Annotated in this window: 19 protein-coding genes; 12 read left to right on the top strand and 7 right to left on the bottom strand. The window is 58.3% G+C overall.

From position 1 onward, the window contains the following. Positions 1 to 151: 151 nt before the first annotated feature. Genes V8J88_RS22125 through gpmA form a run of 3 tightly spaced genes read right to left on the bottom strand, consistent with a single transcriptional unit; the run spans position 152 to position 3,793 of the window. Positions 152 to 1,633: a S41 family peptidase gene (locus V8J88_RS22125; protein ID WP_338846433.1), complete on the bottom strand. Its 1,482-nt coding sequence runs from the start codon at positions 1,631 to 1,633 to the stop codon at positions 152 to 154. A 10-nt stretch (positions 1,634 to 1,643) separates the two neighbouring features. Next, positions 1,644 to 3,047, bottom strand: a complete 1,404-nt coding sequence (locus V8J88_RS22120) for a peptidoglycan DD-metalloendopeptidase family protein (RefSeq protein WP_338846432.1) — start codon at positions 3,045 to 3,047, stop codon at positions 1,644 to 1,646. Beyond that, positions 3,044 to 3,793, bottom strand: coding sequence for a 2,3-diphosphoglycerate-dependent phosphoglycerate mutase (gene gpmA / locus V8J88_RS22115; protein ID WP_338846431.1), 750 nt, complete (start codon positions 3,791 to 3,793; stop codon positions 3,044 to 3,046). The genes V8J88_RS22120 and gpmA overlap by 4 nt, the downstream gene beginning before the upstream one ends. A 115-nt stretch (positions 3,794 to 3,908) precedes the next feature. On the opposite strand from gpmA, the gene V8J88_RS22110 reads away from it, so the two are divergent. The 9 genes from V8J88_RS22110 to V8J88_RS22070 all read left to right on the top strand — a co-directional run bounded on the left by V8J88_RS22110 (position 3,909) and on the right by V8J88_RS22070 (position 14,252). Next, positions 3,909 to 4,334: a rhodanese-like domain-containing protein gene (locus tag V8J88_RS22110; protein ID WP_338846430.1), complete on the top strand. Its 426-nt coding sequence runs from the start codon at positions 3,909 to 3,911 to the stop codon at positions 4,332 to 4,334. Positions 4,335 to 4,364: 30 nt separating this feature from the next. Then, complete coding sequence (gene grxC / locus V8J88_RS22105) at positions 4,365 to 4,628, top strand: glutaredoxin 3 (protein WP_338846429.1); 264 nt, start codon at positions 4,365 to 4,367, stop codon at positions 4,626 to 4,628. 107 nt (positions 4,629 to 4,735) lie between these two features. After that, complete coding sequence (gene secB, locus V8J88_RS22100; protein WP_338846428.1) at positions 4,736 to 5,212, top strand: protein-export chaperone SecB; 477 nt, start codon at positions 4,736 to 4,738, stop codon at positions 5,210 to 5,212. 153 nt (positions 5,213 to 5,365) lie between these two features. Continuing rightward, on the top strand, positions 5,366 to 5,533 hold the full coding sequence (locus V8J88_RS22095) for a type II toxin-antitoxin system RelE/ParE family toxin (protein WP_338846427.1): 168 nt from the start codon (positions 5,366 to 5,368) through the stop codon (positions 5,531 to 5,533). 78 nt (positions 5,534 to 5,611) lie between these two features. Further along, positions 5,612 to 5,851 (top strand): hypothetical protein, encoded by a 240-nt coding sequence (locus V8J88_RS22090; RefSeq protein ID WP_338846426.1) that lies wholly within the window; start codon positions 5,612 to 5,614, stop codon positions 5,849 to 5,851. 67 nt (positions 5,852 to 5,918) lie between these two features. Beyond that, positions 5,919 to 6,368: an SH3 domain-containing protein gene (locus V8J88_RS22085; RefSeq protein WP_338846425.1), complete on the top strand. Its 450-nt coding sequence runs from the start codon at positions 5,919 to 5,921 to the stop codon at positions 6,366 to 6,368. Positions 6,369 to 6,389: 21 nt separating this feature from the next. After that, positions 6,390 to 7,412, top strand: coding sequence for an NAD(P)H-dependent glycerol-3-phosphate dehydrogenase (locus V8J88_RS22080; RefSeq protein WP_338846424.1), 1,023 nt, complete (start codon positions 6,390 to 6,392; stop codon positions 7,410 to 7,412). Positions 7,413 to 7,642: 230 nt separating this feature from the next. Then, entirely contained in the window at positions 7,643 to 11,344 is a 3,702-nt protein-coding gene (locus V8J88_RS22075) for a two-component regulator propeller domain-containing protein (protein WP_338846423.1), read from the top strand. 1,330 nt (positions 11,345 to 12,674) lie between these two features. After that, the gene (locus V8J88_RS22070) at positions 12,675 to 14,252 is read left to right on the top strand and encodes a S8 family serine peptidase (protein ID WP_338846422.1); all 1,578 of its coding nucleotides are present in this window, start codon (positions 12,675 to 12,677) and stop codon (positions 14,250 to 14,252) included. Between the two features lie 69 nt (positions 14,253 to 14,321). Here the strand turns inward: V8J88_RS22070 and V8J88_RS22065 are convergent, their stop codons facing one another. Beyond that, on the bottom strand, positions 14,322 to 14,552 hold the full coding sequence (locus V8J88_RS22065) for a hypothetical protein (RefSeq protein ID WP_338846421.1): 231 nt from the start codon (positions 14,550 to 14,552) through the stop codon (positions 14,322 to 14,324). Positions 14,553 to 14,614: 62 nt separating this feature from the next. Here V8J88_RS22065 and moeB point away from each other — a divergent pair, with 62 nt between their 5' ends. Together moeB and V8J88_RS22055 are read left to right on the top strand one after the other, a co-directional pair. Beyond that, on the top strand, positions 14,615 to 15,370 hold the full coding sequence (gene moeB, locus V8J88_RS22060) for a molybdopterin-synthase adenylyltransferase MoeB (protein WP_338846419.1): 756 nt from the start codon (positions 14,615 to 14,617) through the stop codon (positions 15,368 to 15,370). Further along, positions 15,367 to 15,975, top strand: coding sequence for a 3'-5' exonuclease (locus V8J88_RS22055; RefSeq protein WP_338846418.1), 609 nt, complete (start codon positions 15,367 to 15,369; stop codon positions 15,973 to 15,975). The genes moeB and V8J88_RS22055 overlap by 4 nt, the downstream gene beginning before the upstream one ends. A 4-nt stretch (positions 15,976 to 15,979) precedes the next feature. On the opposite strand, the gene V8J88_RS22050 is transcribed toward V8J88_RS22055, so the two are convergent. The 3 genes from V8J88_RS22050 to V8J88_RS22040 form a co-directional block, all read right to left on the bottom strand. Further along, positions 15,980 to 17,341 (bottom strand): S41 family peptidase, encoded by a 1,362-nt coding sequence (locus tag V8J88_RS22050; protein ID WP_338846417.1) that lies wholly within the window; start codon positions 17,339 to 17,341, stop codon positions 15,980 to 15,982. 45 nt (positions 17,342 to 17,386) lie between these two features. Continuing rightward, complete coding sequence (locus V8J88_RS22045) at positions 17,387 to 18,157, bottom strand: SDR family oxidoreductase (protein ID WP_338846416.1); 771 nt, start codon at positions 18,155 to 18,157, stop codon at positions 17,387 to 17,389. Positions 18,158 to 18,303: 146 nt separating this feature from the next. After that, positions 18,304 to 19,188 carry a protein phosphatase 2C domain-containing protein gene (locus V8J88_RS22040; protein WP_338846415.1) on the bottom strand — a complete coding sequence of 295 codons (885 nt, stop codon included), beginning with the start codon at positions 19,186 to 19,188 and terminating at the stop codon, positions 18,304 to 18,306. Between the two features lie 482 nt (positions 19,189 to 19,670). On the opposite strand from V8J88_RS22040, the gene V8J88_RS22035 reads away from it, so the two are divergent. Beyond that, complete coding sequence (locus tag V8J88_RS22035) at positions 19,671 to 21,509, top strand: ShlB/FhaC/HecB family hemolysin secretion/activation protein (RefSeq protein ID WP_338846414.1); 1,839 nt, start codon at positions 19,671 to 19,673, stop codon at positions 21,507 to 21,509. Positions 21,510 to 21,549 lie beyond the last annotated feature (40 nt).

Genomic DNA, 21,549 nt, shown 5'->3' with positions numbered 1-21,549 from the left:
GGGCGGCTCCAAGCTGTATGCATTGGCGCATCTGGCTGCGCGGTGCTTCAGCTTAGCTGCGCAAGAGAGGCAAGGTCAAGCCGCCAATGGCCGAAAAAAACCGCGCGCCTCCGCATACAGGGAGGCGGGCGGTTGTTTGTTGTCTGCCGGCTTATTTGGTCTTGCTGGCGTCTTTTTTCTCTTCCTTGTCCGCTTTGCCGCTCTTCTTGCCCTTGGCGTCCTTGCCTTCCGCCAGTTTTGGATCGACTTTCGCGGTTTGCACCGGAATGCCTTTGAAGTAGTTCAGCGCCTGCTGCAGTTGGAAATCTTCCTTGCTGCCGAATTCGACCGGTTTGCGCTTTCTTTCCTGCTCGATCAGCTTTTGCTGCTCTTCCAGGTCTTCCTTGCGATCTGCTTTGCCATTCGCGCTGGCGTCTTTGTCATTGTTGAGGTGTTTTTGCAAATCGGCTTCGCGCAGGCGCAGGCTGTTCAGGCCGTCGCCGTCGGCGTATTCATTCACCAGCAGATCCGGGGTGATGCCCTTGGCCTGGATCGAGCGGCCATTCGGGGTGTAGTAGCGCGCTGTGGTCAGCTTCAAGCCGGTTTCTTCCGGCAGGCGCAGTACGGTTTGCACCGAGCCTTTGCCGAAAGTGGTGCTGCCGATCAGCTTGGCGCGCTGATAATCCTGCAGGGCCCCGGCCACAATTTCAGATGCGGAGGCGGAGCCGGAATTGATCAACACCACCAGCGGCACGTTTTTCACTGCCTCCGGCAATTTGGCCAGCGGATCAGACAGCGAGCGGCCAGCGTAATACTCGCGCTTGGCGTAATAATTTTGCTTGGATTCAGACAATTGGCCGCTGGTGTACACCACCAGCTTGTCTTTCGGCAGGAAGATGGAGGAAATGCCGATGGCGCCGGACAAGACGCCGCCCGGGTCGTTACGCATATCCAGCACAATCCCTTTCAGATTCGGGTCTTGCTTGTACAGATTATTGATGGCTTTCACTGCGTCTTCCAGCGTCGGCTCCTGGAATTGCGAGATGCGCAGCCAGGCATAACCCGGCTCAATCACTTTGGATTTCACGCTGCGCACTTTGATTTCTTCGCGCGTGATGGTGATCAAGACCGGCTTGTCTTCGTCTTTGCGCGAAATGGTGAGCGTGATTTTGGTATTCGGTTCGCCGCGCATTTTTTTCACGGCTTCGTCCAGGGTCAAGCCCTTGACCGGGGTGGAGTCGAGGCGCACGATCAAATCGCCAGCCTTCACGCCGGCGCGATAGGCCGGCGAATCTTCAATCGGCGACACCACTTTGACATAGCCGTCTTCCATGCCGACTTCAATCCCCAGGCCGACGAATTTGCCCTGCGTGCTTTCACTCAATTCACGGAAGGATTTCTTATCCAGGTAGGAGGAGTGCGGATCAAGCGAGGAGACCATGCCGACCATGGCTTCGGTCAACAGCTTGCGGTCTTCGGTTGGCTCGACATAATTGGTCTTGATCAGGCCGAAAACCTCGCTCAGCTGGCGCAATTCTTCCAGCGGCAGATTGCCCGCGCTTTTTTGCGCTTGTGCGGAAAATTGCATCGAAGCGGCAAAGCCGGCTACCATGCCCAAGCCGATCAGGCTGATGTTTTTTAATCTGGCGCCCATGTTCAATCCTTTATTTCACCCAGGTCAGAGGGTCGAAAGCGCGCCCCTGATGTCTTAATTCAAAGTATAAACCGGTTTCTTCCCCGCCGCCGCTATTGCCTGCGGCCGCCAGTTGATCCCCGCTTTTCACCACATCGCCGGCGCGCTTGTACAAGGTTTGATTATTGCCGTAGATGCTCATGTATTGTGCGCCATGATCGACAATTATCAAATTACCAAAGCCGCGTAACCACTCAGCAAACACCACCCGCCCCGACGCTACCGCCCGCACTGCTTCGCCTTCTGCGGCGCGGATGAAAATCCCCTTGGCGGAAGGCCCATCGCCGCGTTTGGCGCCGAACTTCGCCACCAGATTGCCGCGCAGCGGCAAGCGCAATTGGCCGCGCATGCTGGAGAAATTCGCATTCTGCGGCGCACCTTCCGCAACCGCTTCCAGCGTCGGCCCGCTGCGCGGCAGGGTTTCCGCTGCTGCTTCCGGCGCCGCTTTTGGCGTGTCTGGCTTCACGCCGGCGGATGCCTTGCCTGTCGCACTTGCTTTTGCGCTTTTTTCGCGCTGCTTTTGCAAGGCCAGCTGACGTTGTTTTTCGCGCTCGGCTTCGCGCCGCCGTTTTTCTGCGGCTTCTTCGGCTTTGCGTTGCTCTTCAATCAATTGGCCCAGCTTTTCGACCAGTCCGCCCAATCTTTGTTCATCTTTTTCCAGGTCGCCGGCCTGTTTTTTTTGCGTCTTCAAGCGTTGCGCCAATTGCCCCAGCAATTGCGCGCGGCGTTGTTTTTCCTGTTCAAGCAATTGTTTTTGCGTGCGTTCCTCTTCCGCAATCTCCTGCAGCTCGGCGCGCGCCTGCTCGGTTTCCTGCTTATTGCGCTCCACTTCGGCCAGACTGAGTTTGAGTTCTTCCAGCAAGCGCGCCTGCGCCTGCGAGAGGTAGGACATGTATTGCAATTCGCGGTTGATGCGGCTGGGATTGTCGCCGGACAGCAAAAGTTTGATGCGGTCTTCATTCCCTGCGATGTATTGCTCACGCAGCCAGCGCGCCAGTTTTTGTTGACGCGCATGCACATCGGCCTGCAATTTCTTTTGTTCTGCCGCCAGTTTGCGCAGACGGCTTTCGACGCCTTGCTGGTCTTGCGCCAGCTCTTGCAAGCTGGCGTTGGCTTGCGATACCGCGTCTTCGGTCTGCGCCAGCTCATCGGCGGCGCTGTCTTTGGCGGCTTCGGTTTGATTGATATCGCGTTTGACTGCCGCCAATTTTTGTTGCAATGCCTGGCGCTCTTCTTGCGCCTGGTTTTTTTGCTTGCGCCGTTCAGACAGGCTGTCGTTTTTCGCGCTGGCGGAAGGGGCCGCCAGCGCATGGCCGGCGGCCAGCGGCGCGCCCAGCAGCGCCGCTGTCAACAGGCAAACCGCCAGCCGCGTCACTTGCCGGCCTTGCCCTGATTGGCCACTGCTTGCAGCGCTTTGGCGATGGCGTCCGGGTCGCCCAGGTAGTAGCTCTTGATCGGTTTCAGATCGGCATCCAGCTCATACACCAGCGGCTGGCCATTCGGGATGTTCAGGCCGACGATGTCTTCATCGCTGATGCCGTCGAGCATTTTGATCAGGGCGCGCAGGCTGTTGCCGTGGGCGCTGATCAAAATCTGGCGCCCGGCGCGGATTTGCGGCGCGATTTCTTCTTCCCAGCAGGGTTTGACGCGCGCCACTGTGTCTTTCAGGCATTCCGTGAGCGGAATCTGTTCGCGCGCCAGTTGTTTGTAACGCGGGTCATTGAACGAAGCGCGCGCATCGTCTGCGGCCAGGGGATTGGGCGGAATATCGTAGCTGCGGCGCCATACCAGCACTTGCGCGTCGCCGTATTGGGCGGCGGTTTCGGCCTTGTCCAAGCCTTGCAGCGCGCCATAGTGGCGTTCATTCAGACGCCAATCGTGGCGCACCGGCAGCCACATCAAATCCATGGTTTCCAGCGTCAGCCACAGGGTGCGGATGGCGCGTTTTAACACCGAGGTGTAGCACAGATCAAAATTGAACCCGGCGTCTTGCAGCAAGCGTCCGGCCTGACGCGCTTCGGCGCAACCTTTTTCGGTCAAATCCACATCGGTCCAGCCGGTGAAGCGGTTTTCCAGGTTCCAGGTGGACTCGCCATGGCGCATGAAAACGATTTTGTACATATTCTTCAGTCAAGGTAGTTAAGAAATCGGAGCGGCAGCCAAAAAGCGGACGCCAACAACAGCAGGCTTGCTTCTATTTTATAATGCGCGGATTGCATTCAACTATTGGAATACCGTGAAATTCTTTCTGGACAATCTCATTCTGATTCTGTTGGCCTGTTTTTCCGGCGGCGCCTTGCTGTGGCAAGCGTTGTCCAGTCGCGGGCCAAAGGCTTCGCCGCAAGAAGCAACCATGATCATCAACCAGGGCAAAGTGCTGATTCTCGATGTGCGTGAGAGCAGCGAATTCGCCACCGGCCATCTGCGCGATTCGCGCAACATCCCCTTATCCGAACTGCAAAACCGCATTGGCGAGTTGAATAAAGCCAAGAGCAAGAGCGTGGTCGTGGTGTGCCAGAGCGGCGCGCGGGCGGCCAAGGCGGTGCCCATCCTGCTGGCGGCGGGTTTCACCAATGTGGTGCGCCTGGATGGCGGCATCAGCGCCTGGCTGGCGCAGGAAATGCCTATCGTCAAGCCGGCTGTCAAAGAAGCCAAGGCTTGAACGTGCAGTCACAATAATAAGGAGAGAAAAATGAGTTCAGAAGTCGTGATGTACAGCACTGCAACCTGCCCGTATTGCGTGATGGCGGAACGCCTGTTGCACAACAAGGGCGTGACCGAGATCCGCAAAATCCGCATCGATCTGGATGAAAACGAACGGACGGCGATGATGCAAAAAACCGGTCGCCGCACCGTGCCGCAAATCTATATCGGAGAAACCCATGTGGGCGGATTCGACGATTTGAGCGCGCTGGAGCGCGCCGGCAAACTCGATTTATTGCTGCAAGGCGCGTAATCCTTCTGTATCATCCTGCATGCCTTAGATGCAAGCTTGAAGATTTTCCAGCTGGCGGCATTTTTCACCGGGCGGCGCGGCCGCCCCAACCACATTGAAAGCTTCCCATGTCTGATCAAAACGAACAACAGCCATCATTCCAAATTCAGCGCATCTACCTGAAAGATCTGTCGCTGGAGCAGCCGAATTCCCCCGCCATCTTCCTGGAACAGGAAGGCCCTGGCATTGAAGTGTCCGTGGACGTCGGCGCTGAGCGTCTGGCTGAAACCGTGTTTGAAACCACCGTCACCATCACCGTTACCGCCAAAGTGAAAGACAAAGTGGCGTTCCTGGTGGAAGGCAAACAAGCCGGTATCTTTGATATCCGCAATCTGCCGAACGAACAGCTCGACCCGCTGCTGGGCATCGGTTGCCCGAACATCATCTACCCGTATCTGCGCGCCAACATCGCTGACGTGATCAGCCGCGCCGGCTTCCCGCCTATCCACCTGGCGGAACTGAACTTTGAAGCCTTCTACCAGCAACGTCTGCAAGCCATCGCCGAGCAACAGCAAGCTGCTGCCGCCGGTTCCGCTGCAAACTGAGTTGTATCCGATTCGGGCCGGCGATTGCCGGCCTGAGTTTTTCTGGCGCCAACCTGGCTTGATATTAAGCAATCATGATGACCGTAAAACGACCCCAGAGGAGCATGCGGAGATCATTAGGCGCAAAGCTGAAATCGAAAGTCAAAAGAAAAGTTGTCTGAAAATCCCAAAATGATGGGCGTTATCGTCTTGGAAGGACAAAAAGATGTGTATCGTTATCGGGTGGGAGACGATAGAATAGTTTTTCGGATTTTAGATCAAGAGTTGCAGGTGTTGGTGCTGGATGTCAAACCCCGGGGTGAGGTTTATAAAAAGTACTGAAATCCCGGATAGTAGGCCTTAGTTCATTATTAAAAAAGAAAACACCTTAAAATTTTGCTTAAAAATGTAATTGATCATATGGTAGAAATCAGTGAAATCAGCCTGACTGCCTGTGTGCGCGCATTGGATGAGAAGATTGGAACTTTACAAACCGCATTGCAGCAATGTGAAGATGATGATGTGCATGATGATTTGCTGCAAGAAATATGGCCTTACACCAAAGCCGCTGCAGAGTTGAAAAAATATATCTGGCATTGTTGCCTGAGGGAGATGGCTGATTCCTTGGGGAAAAATTGCAAAAAACTGCTAATGAATTGAAAATTTCTTTGGAAAACGACGCAGCCCGCGCTGCGTCGTTTCCATTTCTAAGTCGCGAGGAAGTGAAATGAAATCTGTGGTTTCGCATATAACCGCCCTGGCCTTGGCGCTGGCGGCGCCCGTGGCGCTGGCGGCGGATTTCAAGTCGATCGGGGCCCAGCCGGCAGTGCTGTACGACACCCCGTCCGCCAAGGGGAAAAAATTATTCGTCGCGCCGCGCGGCATGCCGGTGGAAGTGGTGATGGAATATGGCGAATGGCGCAAAGTGCGCGACGCCAGCGGCAGCCTGGCGTGGCTGGAAGCCAAGGCTTTAAGCCCGAAGCGTATGCTGGTGGCGCAGAGCAATGGCGTCAAAGTGCGCGCCGCCGCCGAGGAGGGCGCATTCATCGCCTTCACCGTGGATAAAGGCGTGTTGCTGGAAATGGCGGATGGCCAGAGCGGCAATGCCTGGCTGAAAGTGCGGCATCGCGATGGCCAGGCCGGTTTTGTCAAAGCCGGCGAGGTCTGGGGCGAATAAGCCTCTATACAGGAGAGCAGCATGGGGCAAACAGGATTGAAAGTCACCGGGGTTCCGGTGGCGGTGCTCGGCGCCGGCGCCTGGGGCACGGCGGTGGCGATTGCTCTGGCGCAGCGCCATCCGGTCAAATTATGGGGGCGCAATAGCGAGGCGATGCAGCGCGCCCAAAGCGCGCGCGAAAACCACGACTATCTGCCCGGACTGCCTTTCCCTGAGCTGTTGGAAGCGGTGCATGATTTCGACGCGGCGGTGGAATATGGCAAACACGGTCTCTTGATTGCCGCCTGTCCGGTGGCCGGCCTGCGTCCGCTGGCGCAAAAATTGCAAAATTATCAGCCAGGACATCTGGTCTGGCTGTGTAAAGGTTTTGAAGGCGGCGCCAGCATGTTGCCGCATCAGATTGTGGCGGAAGAGCTGGGCCGCGATTTCATTGGCGGCGCTTTGTACGGCCCCAGTTTCGCCCAGGAATTTGCACGCGGCCTGCCGTGCGCCCTGACCATCGCCTCGCATGATCCGGCGCTGCGCGAAAAAGTGGTGCGCATCGCTCACGGCGGTTCGGTGCGGGTCTATACCTCGGATGATGTGACCGGGGTGGAAGTCGGCGGCGCGGTGAAAAACATCATGGCTATCGCCACCGGCATCGCGGATGGATTGGGTTTGGGCATGAATGCGCGCGCCGCCCTGATCACGCGCGGTTTGGCCGAAATCAGCCGGCTTGGCGTGGCGCTCGGCGGGCATGCCGAGACGTTCATGGGCTTGACCGGGGTCGGCGATTTGATTTTGACATGCACCGGCGATTTATCGCGCAACCGCAAGGTTGGCCTGGGCTTGGCGGCCGGCAAACCGCTGCAGCAAATCGTTGATGAACTTGGCCATGTGGCGGAAGGCGTGCCCTGCGCCCGCTCGGTGCGCGCACTGGCGGCGCGTATGCAAATCGATATGCCGATCACCAATGCTGTGGCCGGCGTTCTGTTTGATGGCGATAATGCACGGGAAATGGTGGCGCGTCTGCTGGCGCGCGATCCGCGCGATGAAAACGCCTGACGCCCTTTGCGGCGCATACTGGCGCCGCTGACATCATGATGCTGCGATGGAACGCCCTGCTGCAATGTTTCACAGGGCGCGGCTCGCAGCTTTTTCTTATCTGTGGATTCTTATCCACAGCACTTCTTTTTTTCTGCAATACAGTTCACAGCCATACCCATCACCCGCCCGCCCAGGGCTGGGAAAAACTGGCGCAAACCCAATTCATCACACTCGATCATGAAAACGGCATGCCGCACGGGGTCGCCACGGCAATCGCGCAAGATCAGGAGGGCTTTCTCTGGATTGGCACGCAAGGCGGGCTGGCGCGCTGGGATGGTTATCATTTCCGCGTGTATCAGGCGGATCCGCGCATTCCACATTCCTTGCCGGACGACTTGGTGCAAGTCTTGCATCTGGATGCGCGCGGCAGGTTATGGGTCGGCACGGCTGGCGGTTTGGCGCGTTACGATGCGGCGCAAGATCAATTTGTGCGCATCGGCCCGGAGCAGCTCGGCAATCCCAGCGTGTACGCCCTGGCGGATGATGGCCTGGGCGGCTTATGGGTCGGCAATCATGGCGGCTTGGATCATTTGAACGCGGAAGGGCGCCGCATTCAGGGGCCGGATCTCTCGGGCATGAGCGATAAGCGCGTGCAAGCGCTGTGGAAGAGCGCCGATGGCAGCTTGTGGATAGGCTCCGGGCGCGGTCTGTTCCGGTTGCAGCAAAATCGCTTGCTGGCGCAAGCCCTGCCGGCGGACAGCATTCCTGATATCCGCGCCCTGTTTCTGGATGAGGGGCAATTGTGGATAGGCAGCGCACGTCATGGCGCATTTGTGCTGGATCTGGCCAGCGCCAAAGTGGAAGCGCTGCATATCCCGCAAAGCGGTTTGGAGCGCGCCAATATCAACAGCATCCGCCGCCATGATAAAGACGAGATCTGGCTTGGCAGTTTTGGCCAGGGCATTTACGCCATTCATCCGCGCGAACACAGCTTGCGCATGATCCGGCATGATCCCAGCCAGGCAAGCTCGCTGGCGGATGACAATGTGCTGGCCTTGTATCAAGACAATTCCGGTTTATTGTGGGTGGCCAGCCAAAGCGGCTTATCGCGCCATGATCCGCGTCAAAGCGCTATGTTGAATCTGGTTGGCAATCCGGGCCAGCCGGGCAAGATCGGCGACCGCGATGTCTGGAGCGTGCTGCCGCGCAAAGATGGCAGTTATTGGCTTGGCCTGGGAAATAATGGGGTGGATTTATTGCACCCGCAGCGCGGCGTGATCGCCAGCCTGCGCCCCGACGCCGCACGGCCACAGCACACCTTGCCGGCCACCCTGGTGTTGGCCATGGTCGAAGCCGGCCCCTGGCTGTACATCGGCAGCAATCGCGGCCTGTATCGTCATCGCATCGGCAGCAACAGCGTGCAAGCGTTGCCGCTGGCGCCGCGCAAACCCCTGGACGCCGTCAAAACCCTGACCCTGGCCGATGGCCGTTTGTGGATAGGCGGCAGCGATGGGGTGTGGAGTGTGGCGCTGGACGCTGAAGGCGGCTTGGACCCGGCGCAGCCGGCGGCGCTGGCCCCGTTTTCCGCCCAGCTCAGCGATATGCGCATCACATGCTTCATGCAAGACCGCCAGCGCCGCTTTTGGATCGGCACCTGGAATGGTTTGAATCTGTACGATCCGGTGCGTGGCCGGGTGGATAAAATCATGCCGGAACCCAAGCGTATGGATGGTTTGGCGCATGGCTTCATCACCAGCCTGCTGCAAGATGCGCAGGGGCGGATCTGGATTGGCGCTTCCGGCGGCGGCCTGCACTTATGGCAAGGTTATAACAGCGCCGGGCAGGCCTCGATGCGCCACTTTGACCAAAGCCACGGCCTGCCGAATCCCATCATCGGGCAAATCCTGCAAGATCAGGCCGGCAATATCTGGGTCAGCACTGATGGCGGCCTGGCGCGCATTCATGGCCGCAGTTTTTCCGTGCAAGCCTTGCAGCGCGCCGACGGCGTGCAATTTCCAGCGTATTGGAGCAATTCCGGCGCAGTTGGCGCAGGCGGCGAATTGCTGTTTGGCGCGTCCGGCGGCTTGAGCGTGATCCGGCCCGAACAGGTGCGGCAATGGGATTACCGGCCTGAATTGGTGATTACGGATTTGCGTATCGGCGGTAAGCGCATTCCGGCCAGCATGTATAACCAAGGCAAGGGGCGGCTGGAATTGGGGCCGCACAATAACAGCATTGCGGTCGAATTCGCCGCGCTGGATTATTCCGCGCCGGAAAAAAACCGCTACGCCTACCAGCTCGAAGGCTTTGACAGTGAATGGCTGGAAACCGAGCCGGCGCGCCGCCTGGCTTCCTACACCAATTTGCCGCCGGGCGAATATAAATTGCGCCTGCGCGGCTCGAATCGCAACGGAGTGTGGAATGAAAGCGGCCTCGAACTGCATCTGAGCGTGCAGCCGGACTGGTTTGAAAGTCTGTGGTTCCGCAGTCTGCTGGTGGCGGCCGGGGCCATCGCCGTGCTGCTCTTGGTGCAAGTGCGCACCACACTGCTGCGCCAGCAAAGGCGTGGGCTGGCTGTTCAGGTGGCGCAGCGCACCAGCGAATTGCAGCAACAGCAGCAAGCCTTGCTGCAAGCCAACCGCGATTTGCAGCGCGCGAATCAAGATTTGGCCAATTCCGCCAACACCTTGCGCGAACTGGGTGAAATCGGGCGTGAAATCACCGCCAATCTGGAATTGGACGCGGTGTTTACCGCCTTGCACCGGCATGTGCGGCAATTGCTGGATGCGCCCACGTTTTCACTCTACCGCGCCGACTTGAACAATGATTGCCTGGAATATGTGTTTGGGCGCGAAGACGAGCGCGCCCTGCCGGCGACCAGCATCGCACTCAATTCCACCTCCTCAAACGCGGCCCGTTGCGCCCGTGAGCGGCGCGAAATTCTGTTGGAGCTGGAAGCCGGCCAGCTTAACCCCAGCCCGATTCCCGGCACGCGCAATATGCTGACCCTGCTGTTTGCGCCGCTGGTGGTGGATCAGCGTCTGTTGGGTGTGATGTCGATCCAATCCGACCACCCGCACGCGTATGGCGAACGGGAGCGCACCCTGTTCCGCAATCTGTGCGCCTATGGCGCGATTGCGCTCGAAAACGGCAACGCCTACCGCCGCTTGCGCGAAGCGCAAGACCGCCTGGTGGCGCAGGAAAAGCTGGCGGCGCTGGGCGGCTTGGTGGCCGGTGTGGCGCATGAATTGAACACCCCGCTTGGCAACAGTCTGATGATGGCCAGTGCGATGCAGGAAAATGTGGAAAACCTTTTGCAGCAAATGAGCAGCGGCGCCTTGCGCGCCCAGCAATTGCATGCAGATCTGCAGGATGCGCAGGAAGCGGCGCAAGTCTTGATGCGGAATTTGCGAAACGCCGCCCATCTGGTGAACAGCTTCAAACAAGTCGCAGTCGATCGCACCAGCAGCGAGCGGCGCATGTTTGATTTGCGCGAAACAAGTTTGGATGTGTTGGCCACCCTGAGCAATGCGATCCGCGCGCATGGGCATGAGATCGAAATCGACATCCCGCCTGATTTGATTTTGGAAAGTTATCCCGGCCCATATGGCCAGGTGCTGGCGCATCTGGTGGAAAACGCCCTGTTGCACGCGTATGAGGGACGCAGCGGCGGTCATTTGCGTCTGAGCGCACGCCGCCTGCAGGCGGGGCGGGTGGAGATCATGTTCGCTGATGATGGTTGCGGCATCAGCGCGCAAGATCAGAAGCATATCTTCGACCCTTTCTTCACCACCAAGCTGGCGCAAGGCGGCATCGGCCTGGGCTTATCGGTTTGCTACAACATCGTTTCTTCATTGTTGAACGGGCAGATCCGGGTGCACAGCCAAGCCGGGCAGGGCGCCTGTTTTGTGCTGGATCTGCCCTTGGTGGCAGGGGATGAGGCGCATTGAAGGTTGTGTATAAAGCTGTGGGTAAATCTGCGCGCTCTTTGTGGGTAAGCCTGTTGGCAACGCGCTGGATAAGCTGAGGATAAGCAAAACCCCCGCCGCCATATGACGTCACAGCAAAGCCCAGAGCTGGCCGGCGCGATATATATTCGCCCGCCGCCGGCGTGGCAAACACAAGTGCGACAGCCTGCGCACTCCCGGCTGCTGTGGGTAAGCTTGTGCATAAATCCGGGAAATCGCTGTATAAGCAGTGTGCAACCTCTTTATTTCCGCTCAATTGCTGCGTGCGTCACTATCCCGCAGCATGCAACTCAAAGGCGCAGGCGGGCTTGAGCGCAGCCATAAGCCAGCCCCGGACCGGCGGCGCACAGCAACATGAGCCAGTGCCTGCCGCCGTTCCGCATCATGAATCGCTCATGCTGAATACGCGCCAGTGTGGATAGATATGCGGGCAAGTCAGCGCGCCGGCGCAGATGCTTTCCGTCAGGCGGCCGCACACACGATTGACAGCGTATGCAAACAGCCGTGTCCCGACTTGCGCGCAGGGCATGCAAAAGATATGTCACAGCTCACGCCCGAAACCCCGGCGCCGCTTGGGCTTGTGATGGCGCATGCCGGGCTGTCCCCGCCGCAGGCGCCGCCGCGCCGCGCTGGCGCATACAGTTTGTCAACATCCTGTCCCTTTCTCCGGCGGCGTACTTATCCACAATTCTTTTCCGCAAAGAAAGAGGCGCGTCATTTTGCCCTGTTTTTGTGCACCTTGAGCCGGGCATGCGCTGAATGGGCGTGGTCGTCCCTGAGTGCGGCGGTGTTCTTTTGCCGCGTGGCAAGGATTTTCCCGCCTGTTTTATATGTAACAGGCAAAGCATGCAGAGGGTTTGCCGTGGAAATGAATTGCTGCAACGCAACTAGAGCCTATTTTCTAAAACTTTGCTGACATTGGCCCTGATTTGCGGCCATCTTGCAGGTATGTGCTGGCACGCTGCTTGCTTTATCACATCTGAAGACGCTCGCCGCAGCGTATTTCGCACTATGACAAATGCAACAAATGTTTTTTTGATAGCTGCCAGCGCCCAAAAATGGGGCGGAAAATCCGCACCAAAATAGTGCGCAATGGGAAGATTCCTCAGATTTCTTACCATGCTGCACTGCAAAAAGTTGGGATATGGCTGGTTTGACCATCAAAAATTTTGTAATTTTGATGTGGACAAGTTTCCAAGCCTGTTTTAAGATAAGTCCAACGCATCACAAATTGTCACAATTGTTGCAAATAAGAATGCGGTGATAGTTTCACTCCTATTCACACAATCAATCTATACCGAGGGACTCAGACATGACGCAATTCAACATCAAGGCTTCCGCAATCGCCAGCGCAGTGTTCGCCGCAATGGCTTTCTCCAGCACGGCCGCAGCACAAGATAACAGCCGCTATGTGGTGCATTTCAAAGACGGTTCCCACAATGAAGTGCGCAGCGCGATTCTGGCTGCTCGCGCCAATGTGAAGTATCAGATCCACAGCATGAATGCGGTGTCGATTGAAGGCAGCAAAGATAGCGTCAAGCAGCTCAAAGGTAATAAGAATATTGAAGTGGTGGAAGAAGATGTGCGCCGTTACCCGATGGCTGGCGCCACCCCCTCCACCGGAGCCCCGTATCTGACCGGCCAATTGGTGCCGTATGGCATCAAGCAAGTGCAAGCCGACCTGCTGCCCTCCGGCGATGCGAATGCCGCCAACCGCAAGGTTTGCATTATTGACTCCGGCTATGACCGTGCGCACGAAGATCTGACCGGCAACACCGCCACCGGCGAATACGATAGCGGCACCGGCTGGTGGTATACCGATGAAAGCGGCCACGGCACCCACGTTGCCGGCACCATTGCCGCCGTGAATAACAGCGGCGTTGGCGTGGTCGGTGTGAACCCGAACAAGAAAATCAAGCTGCACATTGTGAAAGTGTTCGGCAAAGACGGCTGGGCGTATTCCTCTTCCCTGTCCGCCGCAGCAAACAAATGTAAAGCAGCTGGCGCGAATGTGGTTTCGATGTCCCTCGGCGGCCCGAGCTACAGCGCGTCTGAAAACACCACCTTCAGCAATCTGGCCAAGGCTGGCATTCTGTTGATCGCCGCCGCCGGCAATGACGGCGATGATCCGGATCCGGCCAAAGCCACCGCCGTGTCCTATCCGGCAGGCTACAGCAGCGTGATTTCGGTGGGTTCGATTGACGAAAACAAACAATGGTCCACTTTCTCGCAATACAACACCAAAGTGGAATTGGCCGGTCCCGGCACCAATGTGTTGTCCACCGTGCCGATGGGCCAAGGGCGTGAATCTTCCGCCAGCGTGGCAGGCGTGGCTTACACCGTGGGCGGCATGAGCGGTTCGCCAGCCAAAACCGCTACCGCAGCACTGTTTGACTTCGGCATCGGCGACAAGACCAATACCGGCGCCGCAGGCAAGATTTGCTTGATCCAGCGCGGTACGGTTGATTTCGCCACCAAGGTGAATAACTGCCAAAGCAGCGGCGGCGTGGGCGCGATTGTGTATAACAATGCAGCAGGCAGCTTCGGCGGCACCCTGGGTACGGCTGTGACCACGATCCCGTCTGTCACCGCCAGCGATACCGACGGCGCAGTGATGAAGACCAAAGTTGGCCAAAGCGCAACCGTGAATGTGAAGGCGACCAACTACGCCTACTATGACGGCACTTCGATGGCGACCCCGCATGTGTCCGCAGTCGCTGCCCTGGTGTGGAGCTACTTCCCGACCTGTACCGCTGCACAAATGCGTATTTCTCTGCAAAAGAGCGCGCAAGATCTGGGCGCAGCTGGCCGCGATGTGAAATTCGGCTTCGGTCTGGTGCAAGCCAAAGCAGCTTACGACCGTATCAAGTCGCTGGGTTGCGGTAAGTAATTACGCAGCGCCTGAAGTCTCAGGGTTGACGTGTGAAAAGGGGGCGGACGGAAGTCCGGCCCCTTTTTTTCATATGCAGTCCGGCGGCAGCAGTGGAAAAAGCTGTGTATAAGTCGGGAAAAACTGCTGTGCAAGAGGTGGATATCCTGCTGATTGACGGGGATAAATCTGTGGAAAAAGCTGTGCATATTTTTTGCCGCGCTTCTTGCGGATGCCATGATCTGCGCGCCGCCAGCTGACATGGCGGGCTGATTTTGCGGCGCGCATCGCCAGTCTTGCCTTTTTTCTTTTTGCGCGCATTGCGTGGCGGCGCCGGCTGCGGCTATAGTCTGGGTTTTGAATGCGGCGTTTGCCTGCCAGCCATGAATGATCAACAACTTTTGCGCTATTCGCGCCATATTCTGCTCAATGAAATCGGGTTCGAGGGACAGCAGGCGCTGTCGGCGGCGCATGCGCTGGTGATCGGCGCCGGCGGTCTGGGTTCGCCGGTGGCCTTATATCTGGCCGCCGCCGGTCTGGGCCGCTTGACCCTGGCCGATCACGATACGGTGGATTTGAGCAATTTACAGCGCCAGCTCTTGCACACCAGCGCCCGCGTCGGTCTGCCCAAGGTCGAATCGGCCCGCATCTGTCTGCAGCAGATCAATCCCGAAGTGGAAATCATTCCTCTGCAGGAAAAATTGCAGGGAAGCGCCTTGCAGCAGGCGGTGGCGGGGGCCGATCTGGTATTGGATTGCAGCGATAATTTCGCCACCCGGCACGCGGTGAATGCGGCCTGCGTGGCGGCGCGCAAGCCGCTGGTGTCGGGTGCGGCGGTGCGGCTGGATGGGCAGATTTCGGTGTTTGACTCACGCCAGGCGGATGCGCCTTGCTACGCTTGCCTGTTTCCACCGGATCAGCAGTTTCAGGACGAGGCTTGCGGCGCGATGGGGGTTTTTGCGCCCCTGGTCGGCATCATCGGCGCGATGCAGGCGGCAGAGGCATTGAAGCTGCTTACGCCATTCGGGCGCAGCCTGGCCGGCCGGCTTTTGCTATTGGATGTGCGCAGCATGGAGTGGAGCACGATCCGCGTCAGCAAAAACCCGGATTGCCCGGTTTGTGGCGCGGGGGCCGCATGAGTACGGCGGCGGAAGGCGCGCTGCCGGTGTTCCGTGGCTTGACGCTGGCGCAGATTGCGTGGATTGACAGCCCGGCCGCGATGTTGGCCGCTTTGCCTGACCTGCAGGCGTGCAGCATGCTGGGTTTGGATACTGAATCGCGCCCGACCTTTGTCAAAGGCGAAAAGTCAGACGGCCCGCATTTATTGCAATTGGCCAGCACCCGGCAAGCCTGGCTGTTTCCGCTGCAGCCGGGCGCGCCATTGTGGCCGGAATTGGCGGACTTATTGCAAAGCGAGGCGGTGTTGAAAATCGGTTTTGGCTTACGCAACGATGTGCGGCATATGCAGCGCCGCTTTGGCTGGAAATTGCATCCGGTGATGGATTTATCGCGCGAATTGCGTGAAAACCGGCATCAGGAAATCGGCGCGCGCGGCGCGGTGGCGCGCTGGCTGCAGCAGGATTTGCACAAGCCGCGCAGCATCACCACCAGCAATTGGGCCAGATTGCCTTTAAGCGAGGCGCAAAAGCTGTACGCCGCAAATGATGCTTACGCTGCGCTGCAAGTGTATTTGCGCTGGCAGGAACAAGGGGGCGTGCGTCCCTTGCTAAAGCGCACGCCCTGAGCAATCAACGCCGCAGGGCGACGCTGCGCCAGGCGCTGCGCTCCAGCAGGGCCGCGCTGAGATTGCGTTGGCGCGCCCGGCTTTGTGCGGCGGACGGGCAGCTGCCGCGCTCAATATAGTAGAGTGCGGCGGCCAGCATGCCCTCGCGGCTATCGCCTAATGCATGGCTTAAATCATCTTCCACCGCGCAAGTGGCGGCCATGCCTTCAGTCGGCACGCTTTGTCCGTTTTGATTGACGCCATAAAACTCGACGGCGAAATACGCTGTGCCGCAATTGTTTTCCTGATAAAAGCCATACGGCTTGCCGCAAGTCGCGCGGCCTATCGTGATCACCGGCACGAAGGGGCGCAGGCCGTTGATAATCGCCTCGCTGGCGGAGCAAGTGTCGGCGCTGCTCAACACAAACACCCGTTTCATTGCTAATTGCGGCAGCTGGCGGCCATCGCTGGTGGTGTTGCGAAACCCCAGGGTGCTGGCGGGGTCATTGGTCCAGGCGCTGTGTTTGTCATTGAAGATCTGGCGTTCAAACACCTTGCCTTGCACGACCGGGCCGGCGCTCATGCTGGCGACCTGGCTGGCGATGTCGAGATAGCCGCCGCCGTTATAGCGCAGATCCAGCACCAGCTCATCCACATTCGCCAGCACGAATTGCATAAATGCGTTGCGCAACAGGTTTTCGGCGGAACTGATGTGATCATTGAATTGCAAATAGCCGACCCGTTTTCCGTTTGCGCTGGAAATCACCTTGACGTTTTGCACCGGCGCCTTGACCACTCTTTGCGCCTGCAGGGTGACATCTAGGAGGCTGCCTTCCTGCTGGAAGAGCAAGCGCGCGCTGGCGCCAAGGGTGTGCGGATTGAGCAGGCTTTTACGCTGGCTGGCGCTGTATTGCGCCAGCGGCGCGCCATTGATGCTCAGCAGATTGGCGCCGCGCCGGATGCCGGCCAGCTCCGCCGGCGAGCCGGGTTCATTGTAGGCGATGCGGATCAATTCGCCCTGTTTCAGATAATTCAAGCCATAGCTGATTTCCGCGCCGCTGTCGAAAAAATCATCAATATCGCTTTGCGGCGCGGTGAAGCTGAAGCGGTCGCGCCGGCTCACCAGCAGAGCGTCGAAATAGCTTTGCGGCGTGCTGTAATTCTGCGCCGGTTTATCCTCAATCTCCCGGTACCACAGATAAACATCATCCAGATGCGCGCGCACCCAGGATTTTTCCGCTGCCGGCTGACAAATGCCGGCGTATTGCGCGGAGCCGTTGCTCTGTCCGCTGGCCGGCGTGTTGCTGGCCGCCGGGCTGCCGCCGCCCCCGCCGCCGCAGGCGTTCAGGAGGATGAGGGAAAAAGTGCATGCAAGCAGGCGTTTCATGATGGCCTCCTGAAATATGCACAGATTGTAAATCAGGCGGCGGCCTTATTGCACAGCGTGAAAACCGGCATCGACAAACAGGGTTTGCCCGCTCATACCGCTGGCCGCATCGCTGACCAGGAAGGCGGCCAGATTGCCGATTTCATCCAGCGTGGCCAGGCGGCGCAAGGGTGCGTGCGTGATTGCGTGTTGCATCAAGCCGTCAAAATCTTCCAGACCGGAGGCGGCGCGGGTCGGGATCGGGCCGGGCGAAATGGCGTGCACGCGCACGCCTTTCGGCCCCAGTTCCAACGCCATATAGCGCACCAGCGATTCGAGCGCGGCTTTGACCGGCCCCATCATGCCGTAATGCGGGGTGGCTTCCTGTGCCCCGATATAGCTCATGGTCAGCACGCTGGCTTGCGGCGCCAGCCAGGGTTCGGCGCGGCGCACGGTTTCGGCAAAGGATTGACAGGAGATTTGCATGGCGCGCGCAAATCCGCTGCGGCTGCAATCCAGCACGCGGCCATGCAGATCCGGCAACGGGGCCCAGGCGATGGAGTGGATGATGAAATCAAATTGGCCCAGATGCGCGGCGGCCTGTTCGATGCAGGCTTGCAATTCGTCTTCCTGCTCCACATTGCAGGCCAACAGCGGGGCTTGGCAGCTGGCCGCCAGCGGAGCCAGCAAGCCGGCCACTTTCGGGTTCAGGCAGGACAGGGCCAGACGCGCGCCGCGCGCATGCGCGACTTTGGCGCAACCCCAGGCGATGCTGTGTTCATTCGCCAGGCCAAGAATCAAGCCGCGTTTGCCGGCCAGGGAAAAAGGGTCTTGCATGGCGCTTGCCTTTCTTATCAACAGACTTTGCAGCTGCTATTCACAGCTTTATCCACAGTGAAAAAATATTTCAACAGTGTATGCACAAATTATGAACGGGGTTTTACAGGGTTTATGCACAGCGTTGTCCACAGGGTGCGCTTGACTCAGGGGTGGCGCGCCAGTACGACGGTGACATTGTCTTTGCCGCCGTATTGATTCGCCAGATCGATCAACATTTCGCAAATTTGCGGCAAATTGTCGGCGTGCGTCTTGCGCAAGGCGTCTTGAATCACATTGTCGGGCACGCCGGAATGCAAGCCGTCTGAGCACAGCAGATATAAATCGCCGCTTTGCATGTTGTAGGGAAATACTTCCGGGTTGACGTAATCGCTCGGGCCGACCGCCTGCAGCAAGAGATTGCGCGCCGGCATGTGGTTGGTTTGCCCCATGTCAAGCGCTTGCTGGTACAGGGTTTGGTCTTTGGTGAGTTGCTGCAATTGACCGTCGCGCAGCAGGTAAAGGCGGCTGTCGCCAACATGGAACACCACCACCGGGGCGCCGGGCAGAAATTGCCACCAGCCGGTCAGCGTGGTGCCCATGCCGCGCCCTTCTTCCATGGACTGGCTCTGGTTTTGTTTGTACAGATGGGCGTTGGCGTATTCGACGGCGTCAAACACCGTCGCCACTGCCGGCATCGAGCCGTCGGACAGGGTGGCGTCGGGGTCGTCTTGCACAGTGGGGCGCTTGATCGGCAATCCCGGCTGGATCGCCGGCACCGTGTCATCCTCATCCGGCGGCGCGGCGCCGGCGCCGGTTTGAAGGCGGTGACGGATGAAAAAACGCAGGGCTTCGAGCGCTTCCGCGCTGGCGATTTCGCCTGCTTCGTGGCCGCCCATGCCATCGCCGACGATGCACAGGCCAAGCGTTTCATCGATCAGGAAATTATCCTCATTCGATTTGCGCACGCGCCCGACATTGGTCATGCCGTAAGCCTGCAGCTTGCCGCATTGATGCAGGCGGCTGGGGGTGAGTTGCGTCCAGGTAGTCAAGGTCGTCTTGGGATAGCGGCAAGGGTGAGTCAAAACGATACATTCAATTCAGACGCCATGCAACCCGAATCCGGCAAGCTTGTCGGATTTCCGACAATGGGCAGCGGGGAGTGCGCCGCTCGGCGTATTACTTGATGTTGTTGTAACAGCGGAATGGAAAGTTTTAATCTGCAATAAAATGTTTTCGCCTATTGCCAATCCTCATACAACTGCTATGATAGCGTGCCGGTCAAAAAGTGCTGTTAATAAGAATCCACCGGATTGCAACTCCCCCCATCCATGCATTCCACTGCCATCACCGTGGCAGCCGCCGTTCAGTGCGCGCGCAATTCGTGCGCTTACATGACCCGGCATTATGCGGCGAGTCTGCAGCAAACCCCTAACCCGTAGCTTGACGGCAGTTGCCCTGTTTTTCACGCGCGCGCGTGATGCGCGCGGCGCTAAGGCGCGATAAAAAATTGTCAAAAGGAAAAGAGTAGCGAATGAACATGCATGCAATCCAGAAGCTTCCTCCCCGCTTCGCGCCAGCGCAAATGACGCTGGTTTTGCGCCGGGCCTGCCGCCACTGGATCCTGGCCGGCATGATGGCCAGCCTGGGGTTGCCGATGCAGGCTTGGGCCAACGACGCGGCGGCTGACAGCATTGACCAGGAATTGCAAGAATTGCGCGATTTGGCGACGAAGATGTTAAAACGCATCGAAAGCCTGGAAAAATTGCAGCGTGAGCGCAAGGGCGGGGTGGCGGCATTGCCTGCTGCGCCGCCAGTGGCGGTTGCGCCGCCGGCGCCCAGCTTGAAATTTACGCCCAAAGGTTTCCGTTTCACCGGAAATACGGTGTACACCGAAGCCCAGTTGCAAGCGCTGGTGGCGGATGATATCGGCAAGGAAGTCGATTTCGCCGGCTTGGAAGATATCGCCAGCAAGGTCAAGGGACATTACACCGGCAACCGCTACTTCCTGGCCAGCGTGCAATTGCCGCGCCAGGAGTTGAGCGATGGCGTGGTGACCTTCCAGGTGTTTGAAGGGCGCGTCGGCAAGGTGAATATTGTCACGCCGCTGCCCAAGGGCGCGACGATTTCCGAAGCGCAATTCAAAACCATGTTGTCGGCTTTGAAGCCGGGCGACCTGATTACTGAAAACTCGATTGAAAGCCCCTTGCTGAAATTGAATGACTTGCCGGGGGTCGAAGTCAAATCCACCTTCAGCCCCGGCGAGGAGCCGGGCACTGCCAATATTGCGCTGGAAATCCAGCCCAAGCCGGAATTGCGCCGCTTGAACGGCAATCTCGAATTCGATAATGCGGGCAGCCGTTTCGCTGGCGAATACCGCGCCACTTTGCGCGCGAATTATCTGGCGCCGTTCGGCATTGGCGATATTTTGAACCTCAACACCACCCTGGCGCAGACCCCGACCAACGTGTTTGGTCGCCTGGGTTATCTGGCCCCGGTCGGCCCCTACGGCACCCGCGTCGGCTTCAATCTGTCCAAGCTGTCATATGCTTTGGGCCGCAACTTCAAAGAATTGAATGTCAACGGCGCCGCCACCCTGGCGGAACTGGTGGCGGTGCATCCTTTCCTGCGCACCAAGGAATACAACCTGGTCGGCCAGTTTGGTCTTGAAACCAAACGCCTGCTGGATAAACAGGCGCAAACGGAAGACCAGAATAAATCGATCGACTCCCTCAAATTCCAATTCAATGGCGACTACCGTGGCGATGGCCATGTCAACACGGCGAATCTGGATTTGATTTTGGGCAATCTCAAAATCAAAGAAAAAGCGCAAATGGATCTGGATCAGGGACGCGACGGCTATCACACTGCGGGCCGCTTCGCCAAGATCAACTTCAATCTGAGCCGTTTGCAACAATTCAAATTCAATTCGCGTCTGGAAGGCATGTTTACCGTGAGCGGGCAATTGGCCTCGAAGAATTTGACCTCGGCTGAAAAATTCACCCTGGGCGGCGCGAACCGGGTGCGCGGCTATCCGGCAGGCGAAGGCGGCGGCGATCAGGGCTTTGCCGCCAGCGCGGAATTGCGTTACGCCATGCCGGATGTCAAATTCCTTGGCGCCGGTCTGTCGCTGTCGGCTTTTGCCGATTACGGCATGGTGTGGCGCAACCGCAATCCGGGCCAGGCCCCGCAGATTTCCGATGCGGGCGCCAACCGGCGCGGCCTGGGCGCGATCGGGGTCGGCTTCAAACTTGGCGCGCCGGATGAATTCCTGATCCGCTCCGACCTGGCCTGGGGTTTGTCCGGCCCCTCCACCTCGGACGAGGGGGCCAACCGCCTGCGCCTGTGGTTCCAGGGCATACGCTGGTTCTGACGCCCTGATTGCCTGATACGAATACCAAAAGCGAGTAATG

It is taken from the genome of Massilia sp. W12 (assembly GCF_037300705.1).
GTDB lineage: Bacteria > Pseudomonadota > Gammaproteobacteria > Burkholderiales > Burkholderiaceae_D > JACPVY01.
This window is presented reverse-complemented; position numbering and strand designations above follow the sequence as displayed.